This is a genomic window from Streptosporangium sp. H13245, from assembly GCF_055690525.1.
The window spans coordinates 64747-76633 of the sequence record NZ_JBSZKT010000040.1 but is presented as its reverse complement, the minus strand read 5'-3'; the positions used below and the strand labels follow the sequence as shown (position 1 = coordinate 76633).

At 71.3% G+C, this 11887-nt stretch carries 11 protein-coding genes; 6 read left to right on the top strand and 5 right to left on the bottom strand.

The window, feature by feature from the left end; all coding sequences use genetic code 11:
* Positions 1–258: 258 nt before the first annotated feature.
* Both ACW9TB_RS34100 and ACW9TB_RS34095 read right to left on the bottom strand, forming a co-directional pair.
* Entirely contained in the window at positions 259–489 is a 231-nt protein-coding gene (locus tag ACW9TB_RS34100; protein ID WP_472752231.1) for a DUF397 domain-containing protein, read from the bottom strand.
* 33 nt (positions 490–522) lie between these two features.
* Complete coding sequence (locus ACW9TB_RS34095; RefSeq protein ID WP_472752230.1) at positions 523–1347, bottom strand: helix-turn-helix domain-containing protein; 825 nt, start codon at positions 1345–1347, stop codon at positions 523–525.
* A 231-nt stretch (positions 1348–1578) separates the two neighbouring features.
* Between ACW9TB_RS34095 and ACW9TB_RS34090 the strand changes: the two genes are divergently transcribed.
* Positions 1579–1947, top strand: coding sequence for an ATP-binding protein (locus ACW9TB_RS34090; RefSeq protein ID WP_472752229.1), 369 nt, complete (start codon positions 1579–1581; stop codon positions 1945–1947).
* Positions 1948–2087: 140 nt separating this feature from the next.
* The gene (locus ACW9TB_RS34085; protein ID WP_472752228.1) at positions 2088–3917 is read left to right on the top strand and encodes a M14 family zinc carboxypeptidase; all 1830 of its coding nucleotides are present in this window, start codon (positions 2088–2090) and stop codon (positions 3915–3917) included.
* A gap of 84 nt (positions 3918–4001) precedes the next feature.
* On the opposite strand, the gene ACW9TB_RS34080 is transcribed toward ACW9TB_RS34085, so the two are convergent.
* Positions 4002–4811 carry a class I SAM-dependent methyltransferase gene (locus ACW9TB_RS34080; RefSeq protein WP_472752227.1) on the bottom strand — a complete coding sequence of 270 codons (810 nt, stop codon included), beginning with the start codon at positions 4809–4811 and terminating at the stop codon, positions 4002–4004.
* Between the two features lie 145 nt (positions 4812–4956).
* On the opposite strand from ACW9TB_RS34080, the gene ACW9TB_RS34075 reads away from it, so the two are divergent.
* On the top strand, positions 4957–5433 hold the full coding sequence (locus ACW9TB_RS34075; RefSeq protein ID WP_472752226.1) for a hypothetical protein: 477 nt from the start codon (positions 4957–4959) through the stop codon (positions 5431–5433).
* 135 nt (positions 5434–5568) lie between these two features.
* On the opposite strand, the gene ACW9TB_RS34070 is transcribed toward ACW9TB_RS34075, so the two are convergent.
* Together ACW9TB_RS34070 and ACW9TB_RS34065 are read right to left on the bottom strand one after the other, a co-directional pair.
* Positions 5569–7104: an aldehyde dehydrogenase family protein gene (locus tag ACW9TB_RS34070; protein WP_472752225.1), complete on the bottom strand. Its 1536-nt coding sequence runs from the start codon at positions 7102–7104 to the stop codon at positions 5569–5571.
* Positions 7105–7215: 111 nt separating this feature from the next.
* Entirely contained in the window at positions 7216–7647 is a 432-nt protein-coding gene (locus ACW9TB_RS34065; RefSeq protein ID WP_472752224.1) for a cupin domain-containing protein, read from the bottom strand.
* A gap of 96 nt (positions 7648–7743) precedes the next feature.
* Here ACW9TB_RS34065 and ACW9TB_RS34060 point away from each other — a divergent pair, with 96 nt between their 5' ends.
* The 3 genes from ACW9TB_RS34060 to ACW9TB_RS34050 are packed head-to-tail and all read left to right on the top strand — an operon-like array spanning position 7744 to position 11758.
* Positions 7744–9282, top strand: coding sequence for an SWIM zinc finger family protein (locus ACW9TB_RS34060; protein ID WP_472752223.1), 1539 nt, complete (start codon positions 7744–7746; stop codon positions 9280–9282).
* Complete coding sequence (locus tag ACW9TB_RS34055; protein ID WP_472752222.1) at positions 9279–10691, top strand: DUF5691 domain-containing protein; 1413 nt, start codon at positions 9279–9281, stop codon at positions 10689–10691. The genes ACW9TB_RS34060 and ACW9TB_RS34055 overlap by 4 nt, the downstream gene beginning before the upstream one ends.
* Positions 10691–11758, top strand: a complete 1068-nt coding sequence (locus ACW9TB_RS34050) for an ATP-binding protein (protein WP_472752221.1) — start codon at positions 10691–10693, stop codon at positions 11756–11758. Before ACW9TB_RS34055 ends, ACW9TB_RS34050 begins: the two co-directional genes overlap by 1 nt.
* Positions 11759–11887 lie beyond the last annotated feature (129 nt).

The window sequence follows — 11887 nt, the reverse complement described above, 5'->3', positions numbered from 1 at the left end:
CCGTGAGGCCGGTTCTCCCGGAGGTCCGTCAGAGGTTCCGGGGGAGCCGTGAGGCCGGTTCCCCCGGAGGTCCGTCAGAGGTTCCGGGGGAGCCGTGAGGCCGGTTCTCCCGGAGGTCCGTCAGAGGTTCCGGGGGAGCCGTGAGGCCGGTTCCCCCGGAGGTCCGTCAGAGGTTCCGGGGGAGCCGTGAGGCCGGTTCTCCCGGAGGTCCGTCAGAGGTTCCGGGGGAGCCGTGAGGCCGACTCCCCCGGAGGTCCGTCAGTCGAACTCGCCGTCCTTCACGCCGCCGACGAAGGCGTCCCACTCGCTCCGGGTGAACGCCAGCGCCGGGCCGCCCGGATCCTTGGAGTCGCGAACGAGATACAGCTGGTCGGCGTCCGCCTTGTGCCGGGCGACCTCCGGGTCACCGGGGACGACCGCGACCTCCACGCAGTTGCCTCCATTGGTGCTTCGGCCGCTCTTACGCCACTGGGCGTCGGACAGATCCATCGTGGACCCTCGCACTTTTTCTTCCTTCTACAGCTAGGGGGAGGAAAACCTTCTCGCCATCTGGGCGATGAAGGCTGCCGACGCCTCCTGGCTGAGAGCCATCTCGCAGAGACTCTCGAACATGGAGGCGTATCGGCGTACTTGCTCGGGGTCGTCCGGCACGTCCCCGCTCGCGGCCTGCTCCAGGTAGAGCAGGTCGGAGACTTCGGGCTCGGGGAAGCTGAGCAGGCAGAACTGGCCGTCCATCGCGGCGTGCGCCCCCGCGGAGAACGGGATGACCCGTATCTCCACGTTGGACAGCCCGCTGAGATGGACGAGATGCTCCAGCTGCTCCGACATGATGTCGCGACCGCCGATCCGACGCCGGATCACCGCTTCGTCCAGCACGGCGACGAGGTGGATCGGGTCACCGGGTCCGTGCAGCAACCGCTGGCGCGAGATGCGCACGGAGACCGTCTCCTCGACCTTGGAGGGGGTCTGAACAACTGAGGTCGCCTCGATCACCGCGCGTGCGTACGGTTCGGTCTGCATCAGGCCGGGGACGACGAGCGGCTCGTACGAGCGCACGAGCGACGCCTCCGCCTCAAGCCCGATGTAGGAGTCGAAGCCAGGTTTGAGAGCCTGACGGTGGGGGTGCCACCAGCCCCGTCTTCTGGCCTCCACAGCCATCTGGATCAGGGAGTTCTTGGCCTCCCCGGTCACGCCGTACACATCGGTGAGGGCCGACACGTCCGAGGGGCGGGGACGGGACTGGCCCGTCTCGTACCTCCAGACGGTGGTGTCGGTGGAGCCGATCCGCTCGGCCACCTCCACCCGCGTCAGCCCACTGTCCTTTCGCAGACGGCTCAGCTCAGCCATCAGACGGCGATGACGGGCCGTGGGGCTGTGTCGAGAGGCCACGCATCCACCTCCCTCCGTCCTTTGATAGCAAATCTGCGGAATCTCAACATGAGGTATTGCAGTCCTTGATAGAACAGTTCACCGTGAGTGAGTGTGCCATCTCAGAGGGCGATGTGCATGGAATATGCGTGTCGGGGAGTGGGGTTAACCATGACGACCGGACGGCGGGCCGTCTCACCTCGATCAACGGTGACCCTCAAAGGGGTCCCGGAGTCGGTGTCGGTGGCGCGGAGCCGGGTCAGGGAGCTGCTCGGTGAGGGGCATCCCGCGTCCGACGACGTCGTCCTCCTGGTGAGCGAGGTGGTGACCAACTCGGTGATCCACTCCGGTTCCGGAGGGGGCGGTGAGGTCGCGATGACCGTGGCGGTGGGATCGGCCGCGGTGCTGGTCGAGGTCTGCGACGCCGGATCAGGGGCGTCGGCGCCACACGTGCGCAACGACCCGGAGGCGGAGGGCGGGCGCGGCATGTTCCTGGTGGATCTGCTCGCCGACAGCTGGGGCATCCAGGACGACGCCCCCGAGGGGGCCAGGACGCTCTGGTTCGAGGTCGTCTTCTGAATCAGGCCCGGTTTCGTCTGGTCGCGTGGCCGAGTTCCCGCTGTCCCCCAAATTTGGGCCTTTGCTAATCAACGCCGCTGTTTGACTCTCAGTGGAGGCACGCGACAAAACCCTAGAGTGCGTGCCTGAGGAGGACGCAGGTGAGACGCCGTCTGATCGTGGTGTTCGCCGCCCTGGCGCTGTTGTGTCTCGGTATGACCGGGGCCGGGGCCTCGGCCGAGCCACAACCGAACAGCCAGTACAAGGTCCAGGGGCCGAGCACCGCCCAGCAGCGAAGCGCGGTGGCCGCCACCGGTGCCGCGATCGACCAGGTTGACCCCAACTCGGTCGTGATCACCGCCAGCGAGGCGGAGGTGGCCGAGATCAAGAAACTCGGCTACGCCGTCACGAGGATCCCCAGGCCGTTATTCCCGACCGGGCCGGAGCAGCGCTCCGACTTCCCGTCGGCGGACTCCGGCTACCACAACTACGCCGAGATGACCGCCGCGGTGAACCAGATCGTCGCCGACCACCCGACGATCGCCCGCAAGATCAGCTACGGCACCTCGTACGAGGGACGCGACCTGATCGCCATCAAGATCAGTGACAACGTCAACACGGACGAGAACGAACCCGAGGTGCTGTTCACCCACCACCAGCACGCCCGCGAGCACCTGACCGTCGAGATGGCGATCTACCTGCTCAACCTGTTCACCGACGGGTACGCCACCGACAGCCGTATCGCCAACCTGGTCAACGGCCGCGAGATCTGGATCATGCCGGACCTCAACCCCGACGGCGGCGAGTACGACATCGCCACGGGCTCCTACCGCTCCTGGCGCAAGAACCGGCAGCCCAACTCCGGCTCCTCGGCCGTGGGCACCGACATGAACCGCAACTGGGGCTACAACTGGGGCTGCTGCGGCGGCTCCTCCGGCACCACCTCCAGCGAGACCTACCGAGGCTCGGCGGCCGAGTCGTCCCCCGAGGTCAGGGCGGTGGCCAACTGGGTGCGCAGCCGGGTCGTCGGCGGCGTGCAGCAGATCAAGGCGCACATCGACTGGCACACCTACGGCGAGCTGATCCTGTGGCCGTACGGCTACACCTTCAACGACACCGGCCCCGGCCTGACCCAGGACGACCGCGACGCCCACGCGACCCTGGGGCAGAACATGGCCTCCACCAACGGCTACACCCCCCAGCAGGCCAGCGACCTCTACATCACCGACGGCACGATCGACGACTGGCTGTGGGGCGTCTACAAGATCTTCAGCTACACCTTCGAGATGTACCCGGTCAGCTCCTCGCCGGGCTTCTATCCTCCCGACGAGCAGATCGTCCCGCAGACGACCCGCAACAAGGAGGCCACGCTGCGCTTCCTTGAGTACTCCGACTGCGTCTACCGGATCATCGGCAAGGAGTCGCAGTACTGCGGCACCGGCACCCCGCCGGTGACCGTCTACTCCGACGAGTTCGAGACGGCGACCGGCTGGACGGCCAACCCCTCGGGGACCGACACCGCGACTTCCGGCCTGTGGGAGCGCGGTGACCCCGAGGCCACCACCTCCAGTGGCGCCAAGCAGCTCGGCACCACCGTCAGCGGCACCAACGACCTGGTCACCGGCAGGCTCGCGGGCGCGGCGGCGGGCGACTACGACATCGACGGAGGTGTCACCAGCATCAGGTCACCGGCCATCACCCTGCCGTCGACCGGGACGCTGAACCTGTCGCTGTCGTGGTATCTCGCGCACGGCTCCAACGCCTCCAACGCCGACTTCCTGCGGGTGAAGGTCGTCGGCTCCACCACCACCCAGGTGTTCCAGCAGCTCGGCGCGGCCTCCAACCGCAACGGCGCCTGGGCCGTGGCCACGGCCAACCTCTCCGCCTTCGCGGGCCAGACGGTCCGCATCCTGGTCGAGGCCGGTGACGCCTCCGGCGCCTCCCTGGTCGAGGCCGGGATCGACAACGTCAAGATCACTCAGCAGCCCTGACCTTTCCGCGGGGTGTCCCCACCGGGGGCGCCCCGCTTTTTCCTTGCACCGAAACCCCGGTCGCGGAGGAAGGGCCGGGGGTTTTCAGGCGCGGCAGACCAGCTCGCCGTGCAGCAGTGACAGCCAGCCGTCCGGCTCCCCGGCCCAGGTCAGCCAGCCCTCCGAGACGCGGCGCAGGTCCTCCTCGGTGGCGGCGCCCGAGGCGAGCGCCTGGCGGGCCATGTCCGACTTCAGGATCCGCTCGGCCCACATGCCGCCCCACCACGCGCGGTCGCCGGGGGTGGCGAAGCACCAGGTCGACGAGGTGGCCGCGACGTCGGTGAACCCCGCCGCACGCGCCCACGACAGCAGCCGCCGCCCCGCGTCGGGCTCGCCGCCGTTGGCTCTCGCCACCCTCCGGTAGAGGTCCAGCCACTCGTCCAGCTCGGGCGTCTCGGGGAACCAGGTGAACGCGGCGTAGTCGCTGTCGCGTACCGCGACGATCCCGCCCGGCACGCAGACCCGCCGCATCTCGCGCAGCGCCAGGACCGGGTCGCCGACGTGCTGCAGCACCTGGTGGGCGTGGACGACGTCGAAGGTGTCGTCGGGGAACTCCAGGGCGTGCGCGTCCGCCACGGCGAACGTGATGTCGGAGCGCCCGCGCCGCTCCGCCTCCGCGCGGGCCAGTCCGAGCGCCTCCTCGGTGATCTCGACCGCGGTGACCGCGCCGGGCGCGATCCGCTCCGCCAGGTCGGCGGTGACGGTGCCCGGCCCGCAGCCCACGTCCAGCAGTCTCATGCCCGGCCTCAGGTGCGGCAGGAGATGGGCCGCCGAGTTCTCCGCCGTACGCCACCTGTGGGATCTGAGCACGGACTCGTGGTGCCCGTGCGTGTAGACGGCGTTTTCGCCGGTCATGGCAGTCCTCCCCTTCTCACGCGATGGTTGGACCGTAGCAGGAGTCTCACATTTCAAGAAGAACTGTCTCATTATATGGTAGTAACAGTTTTCGCACCATTTCATCGCTTGTTGTGATGAGAGGCCAGGTTCACACTCGGGTCGGATGTTCGTTGACACGATGGGGGTGGTCCTCGTGCGCGAGGAGTTCAGTGCTCACGAGACCTGGCCGCTGGGGTGCGCGCACTGCGGGCACCTGTGGCAGGAGGAGTATTTTGTCCGCCGCCTGACCGACGAGCACGGGCACGACGTCGTGCTCTGGCTGCGGTCCGGCGTCATGGTCCAGCCGCCCTGGTCGGGAGCGAGCTGCCCCGCCTGCGGCTGCGACGGAGTCCGCGCCTTCCCCCCGAGCGCGCACCCCCGCGTCACCGCCGCGCCACCCCAGGTGGCGCTCCCGGCGGTGCCCTCCGGCGCCGGTCCCGGCCTCACGCCCGTCCCCGCCACGGAGCCCGGCTCCTCACCCGCCGGGCCCCGGCCGCACCGCCGCACGCCACAGCCCGTCCTGCTGTACGCCCTCCTCGCGGTGGCGCTCGTGCTCTTCATGAGCTTCGAGGTCTTCGAGTACGTGGTGACGCACCACTGAGGGCGTCGGATCCTCGAAGGGCCGGGCGGAGCATGTCGCGTTCCGCGTGCTTCTCGGCGGGAGGCGCGTCCTCGTTCGTGTCGCGGTCCCACGGTGGCGGCGTGAGCGCCGCCACCGTGGGGGGCGTCCGGGGTGTCAGAGGCGGAAGTCCAGGTCGGGGACGATCTCGGCGACGTCCATCTGGGCCTTCTGGAGCCTGCCCGAGTGGTCCCAGTTCATCGCCTGCCAGCGGGTGAACTGGTCGAGGACCCACATCCCCGACTGGCGGCTGCCGTTGCCCGACTTGCCGTTGCCGCCGAAGGGCAGGTGGGCCTCCGCGCCGGAGGTGGAGTTGTTGACGCTCACCATGCCCGCGCCGATGCCCTCGCGGAAGCGGAAGGCCGACGCCGGGTCGGTGGTGTAGACGGACGAGGAGAGCCCGTAGCCGGGGAGGTTGGCCAGGCCGACGGCCTCGTCCAGCGTGCTGAAGGACGTCACGCCGACGATGGGGCCGAAGGTCTCCTCCAGGAAGAGCCGGTCGCCGGGGCGGACGCCGTCCACGACCACCGGGTGGTAGTAGAGGCCGCCCTCCCCGGTGAAGTCACCGCGCGGGTTGTCCGGGGTGATGCGGCCGGTGGGGCCGGAGACGACCGTGTGGTACGGCTGGATCCAGCCCAGATACTCCTCGTAGCGCGTGGCGAACCTCTGGTCGAGCAGCGGCCCGCACAGCACGTCTCCCGCCGGGTCGCCGACCGCCGCCCCGGCCACGGCACGCACGTACCGGCGGAGGAACTCGTCGTGGACGCTCTCGTGCGCGATCACCGTACCGAGCGACGTGCACCGCTGCCCGGCGGTGCCGAAGCCCGCGAACAGCGCGCCCTCCACGGCCAGGTCCAGGTCGGCGTCGGGCATGACCACCATCGGGTTCTTGCCGCCCAGCTCCAGGCAGGGGGACTGCAGGTGACGCCCGCACAGCTCGCCGACGCGGCGGCCCACCTCGGTGGAGCCGGTGAACCCGACCTTGTGCACCGTGCCCTCCGCCAGCGCCGCCTCCAGGCCCCCGAACGTCGCGGCACCGTCGGCGAGGACCAGGTTCAGCACGCCGTCGGGCAGCCCGGCCGCGGTGAACAGCCGGTAGAGCGCGTGCGCGGAGGCCGCCGCGTACTCGGCGGGCTTCCACACCACCGCGTTGCCGCACAGCAGCGCCGGGACGATGTACCACGACGGCACCGCGACCGGGAAGTTGCCCGCGGTGACCACCGCGGCCACCCCCACGGGGACCCGGAAGGTGAACAGGTTCTTGTCCGGCATCTCCGAGGGGACCGTCTGCCCGTACAGCCGCCTGCCCTCGCCGAGGAAGAAGTCGCACGTGTCGACGATCTCGCGCACCTCGCCCAGCGCCTCGGCGTACGGCTTGCCGATCTCGCGGGTGACCAGGCGGGCCAGCTCCTCGGCGTTGGCCTCCACCAGGCGTCCGATCGAGGCGATCACCCGCCCCCGGACGGGCGCGGGGACCCGCGCCCACTCCCGCTGCGCGGCGGCGGCCGCGCGGCACGCGGAGGAGAACGTGTTCGCGTCCGCCAGCCGGACCCGCGCGACCACCTCGTCCACGCGAGCCGGGTTGACCGACTCGTAGGCCGTGCCGTTGGACGTTTCTTTTCCGCCGATGACGGAGACGATCTCGCTGGTCACCTTCGACCTCCCGATGTGGACTGTGACCGCATTCTCCCCGCGTACGGGGAGGCCGTCACATCGGCGGGGAGACCGTCCGTTGTGTCGTCCGTTACGGTGTCCGCCGCGTCGTCAGATCATGCGGAAGTCGGCGAAGTCGAAGCCGGGGGACACGACGCAGCTCACCAGCACGCCCTCGTCACCGGCGGGACGGGCGGCCTGCCAGGTGCCGCCGGGCACCAGGGCCTGGAGGGCCTGCCCCTCCTCCACCCGGGGCCCCAGGATCACTGTGCTCGGGGGCTGGCCCTCGTGACCGCCGAGGACCAGCGTCAGCGGGCCGCCCCGGTGCCAGAACCACACCTCGTCGGAGGCGACCACGTGCGGGCGCGACTCCTCGCCGGGCTCCAGCAGGAAGTGGATCCCGGTGGCGGTGGCCCGCGTACCGGTGTATCCGGGCGGGGCGAGGTTGACGGAGGTCCTCCAGGTCTCGCGGAACCAGCCGCCCTCGGGGTGTGGCAGCAGGTCGAGCGCCTCGGCGAGCGGAGGACGTGAAGGAGTCGTCATCGCACCGATTCTAGGGACCCGGCCCCGGCGGACGTAGCGTGGGACGGTTGTGGCGGCCGCCCGGATTTGTCGGCGGGGTTGGCTAGGTTCAGGTCCGTGATCGAACGGTGGAACCGGGATCAGGTGCTGGCGCTCGCGCCCGACGCCTCGTCCCAGAAAGCGGCCCGGGGAATCTCCTCCCCCGGCAAGTGGTCGGGATACGGAGCCACCGCCGACGCGGTGTGGGGCGAGTGCGCGGGCAGCGGCTCCAAGCCCTACCGGGCGTGCGTCGACCTGTCCGAGCCCGCCTACCGGTGCAGCTGCCCCAGCAGGAAGTTCCCGTGCAAACACGCCCTCGGCCTGCTGCTCCTGTGGTCGGCCGACGGCGTTCCCACAGTGGAGGAGCCCGCCGACTGGGTGACCGAGTGGCTCGACGGGCGGCGTGGCCGCGCGGCCAGGGCGGCGGCGGGTTCCTCGGCGGCGGGGACGGCCCGTGCCGCCGAGCCCGGTGCCGCGGACGGACGCAGGGCCGCGCAGCGCGAGCAGCGGGTGACCGCGGGGCTGTCGGACCTGGAGCGCTGGCTCGCCGACCAGGTCAGGCAGGGCATCGCCGGGTCGCGGCGCCACGACCAGTGGGACGAACTGGTCAAACGCCTGGTCGACGCCCAGGCTCCCGGTGTCGCGGGCTCGCTGTCCCGCCTCGGTGCCGTGCTGGACGGCGACGACTGGCCCGCTCGCCTCCTCGGCGAGTACGCCCTGCTGCACCTGCTCTGCGTGGCCCACCGCCGCCTCTCCGCCCCGGCCGGAAACGGGCTCGGTGACGGTGACGGGCCCGGTGCCGGTGACGCCGCTGATTCCGGTGGCTCGGGGGAGGCGGGGCCCGCCGGGGGAGACCGGGGAGCGCCGGACGAGGGGGCGTTCCGGGAGGCGGCTCCCGCCGGGCTTCTCGAAAGGGTGCGCGACCGGATCGGCTTCCCGATGACGAAGGAGGAGGTGCTCACCCGCGGTGCCGTCCGCGACCTGTGGGACGTGCTGGGACGGCGCGACGAGGAGCACGACCGGCTGATCGCGCGCCGGGTCTGGCTTCGCGGGCGCGCGACGGGCCGGGCGGCGCTGGTGCTCTCCTTCGCCCCGGCCGGGCAGGCCCTCGACGCCTCGCTCGTCACCGGTACGACCATCGACGCCGACCTGGCGTTCTATCCCGGCTCGGCCCCGCTGCGCGCGGTGGTCGCCGCCCGTCACGGTGCCGCTGGTCGTGACCCCGTTTTGGACGATTCCGTCGGGGACGAGCACGTCGGTGCCGTTCGGGATGGACGGAGCGGTGACGACGTCGCCCGTCGCCAGGTCGTCCCGGCCGGTCCGCCGCCCGGCTCGACCGTCGAGCAGGCCCTCGACGAGGTGGCCGAGGCCCTGGCGGGTGATCCCTGGCTCGACTCCTGGCCGCTCGTGCTGGAGGGGGTGACCCCGGTGGGGAGCGGTTCGCGGCTCCTGGCCGGGTCCTCCGGAGGGCTGCCGCTCCACCCGTCCGTAGGCACCCCGTGGCGGCTGGTCGCCGCCTCGGGGGGCCACCCGCTGACCGTGGCCGCCGAATGGACCCCGAGGGGCCTTCGCCCCCTCACGACCTGGGACGAGGAAGGCCGGGTGATCGTCCTGTGAGCGCCTCCGCCGAATGGGAGGACCTGGTGTCCACCGCGCTTGTCGGGACCGACCGGCGCCCGCTGCCCGGCCCGGAGGCGAGCGAGGTCGAGCTGCTCGGCCGCGCGGCCGTGCACACGCTGCGGATGCGCGCGGGGCGGCGGCCGGTCGCTCCGGGCGAAGCACCGGCCGTCGCCCCGCCCGAGGAGCAGCCCGCGGTGTCACGCGCCGCGGGCGACCGGCTCGCCCGCATCCTCGGCGGTGAGCAGCCGAGGATGCTCACCGAGTGGCTGGAGGTCGCGGCGGCGCGCGGATACCGCCTCTCGCCGCACCTGCTGCCCGAGCTTCTCGACCACGCGGCCAAGGACCGGTCGATCCGCCCGCACCTCGGCGTCCTCGCCGGAAACCGGGGACGCTGGCTGGCCGGGCTGAACCCGGCGTGGGGCTTCCTGCTGGAGGAGGTCACCGGGGTCGCCCCCACCGGCTCGGGCGGGGTCTCCGAGGTCTGGGAGTTCGGCACCTCCGGTGACCGCCGCGTCCACCTGGGGGAGCTGCGGGCGGCCGACCCGGCGAAGGCGAGGAAACTGCTCGCCGCCACCTGGGAGAAGGAGAGCCCCGACGACAGGGCCGCGTTCCTGGAGGCGCTCGTCACCGGCCTCTCACCCGACGACGAGCCGTTCCTGGAGGCCGCGCTCGACGACCGCCGCCGCGAGGTCCGCAACCAGGCCGCCGACCTGCTCACCCGGCTCCCCGGATCGCGCCTGGCCCTGCGCATGGCCGAGCGGGCCGCCCGGTACGTCACCGTCCTCGACGGCGAGATCCACGTCACCCCGCCGGTGGCCTGCGACAGCACCATGGAGCGCGACGGCATCCGGGCCAAGCCGCCCCGGGGGACCGGCGAGCGAAGCTGGTGGCTGCAGCAGGCCGTGGCCCGCACCCCGCTCGGCGTCTGGTCCGCGTTGCTCGGACGGCCGCCCCGCGAGCTCGTCCGGATGAGGATCGTCGACTGGGGGCGCGAGGTCATGGCCGGCTGGGTCAGGGCCTCCGTCCTCCAGGGTGACCCGGAGTGGGCGCTGGAGCTCTTCGCCTGGGATCCGCTCGCCGACCTGCTGGCCGCGCTGCCCCGCGACAAACAGGAGATCGTCGCGGCCGACTTCGTACGGCGGCACGGCCTGGACGGTCAGCTGATCATGGTTCTCGGCGGGGCCGCGGCCCCGTGGGGGCCCACCCTGGCCACGGCCGTTCTCCAGAAGATCATCGACGTCTCCGGCACCCAGCCGTGGAACCTCGGGGAGCTGGCCAAGCTCGCCGGTGAACGCATCGACCCCACCCTGCACACCATGGCCGGGCGGCTCTCGCCGGAGCCCCCCATCCAGGAGGTCGCCGCCCTCCTGCGTTTCCGTGACGACATGTTGAAGGAGCTCTCGTAGTGACAACGGTTCTGCGGGCCCACGCCGAAGACCAGTACGCCGAGGAGCTGGCGATCCTGGCCAAGGGCGACGACCGCACCCGCCCGCCGGGCTGGAAGCTGTCGCCCTGGGCGGTGACCACCTACGTCCTCGGCGACGGCGACCAGATCACCCCCAAGTACATCGGGCCGCGGCGCATTGTCGAGGTGGCCGTGGCGACGCTCGCCACCGACCGCGCGCTGTTGCTGCTCGGCGTTCCCGGCACCGCCAAGACCTGGCTGTCCGAGCACCTGGCCGCCGCGATCAGCGGTGACTCCACCCTCCTGGTGCAGGGGACGGCGGGCACCGCGGAGGAGGCCATCCGCTACGGCTGGAACTACGCCAGGCTGCTGGCCGAGGGCCCGTCCATGGAGGCGCTCACGCCGAGCCCGGTGATGCGGGCGATGTCCGAGGGGCGGCTCGCCCGCGTGGAGGAGCTGACCCGCATGCCCTCCGACGTCCAGGACGCGCTGATCACCGTGCTGTCGGAGAAGACGCTGCCGATCCCCGAGCTCAACCGGGAGGTCCAGGCCGCGCGTGGTTTCAACATCATCGCCACCGCCAACGACCGGGACCGCGGCGTCAACGACCTGTCGAGCGCGCTGCGCCGCCGGTTCAACACCGTCGTGCTGCCGGTCCCCGCCACCGCGGAGGAGGAGGTGGACATCGTCTCCCGGCGGGTCGGCCAGCTCGGCCGCTCCCTGGAGCTGCCCGAGACCCTCACCGGCCTGGAGGAGATCCGCCGCGTCGTCACGGTCTTCAGGGAACTGCGCACCGGCGTCACCGAGGACGGCCGCACCAAGGTCAAGTCCCCCAGCGGGACGCTCAGCACCGCCGAGGCCATCTCCGTCCTCACCAACGGCATCGCGCTGGCCGCGCACTTCGGCGACGGGGTGCTCCGCCCCTCCGACGTGGCCGCGGGCATCGTCGGCGCCGTGATCCAGGACCCGGTCTCCGACCGTGTCGTCTGGCGCGAATACCTGGAGACCGTGGTGCGCGAGCGCCAGGACTGGCGCGACTTCTACCGGGCCTGCCGTGACGCGGGCTGAGGCGGCGGTGGCCCGCGAGATGGGCGCTTTTCCGGCTCCCGCTTCCTCGGCTCCCGCGCTTCCGGTCTCCGCGTTCCGGGTTTCCGCGTTCCGGGTTTCCGCGCTCCCTGTTTTCGTGTTCCGGGTTCC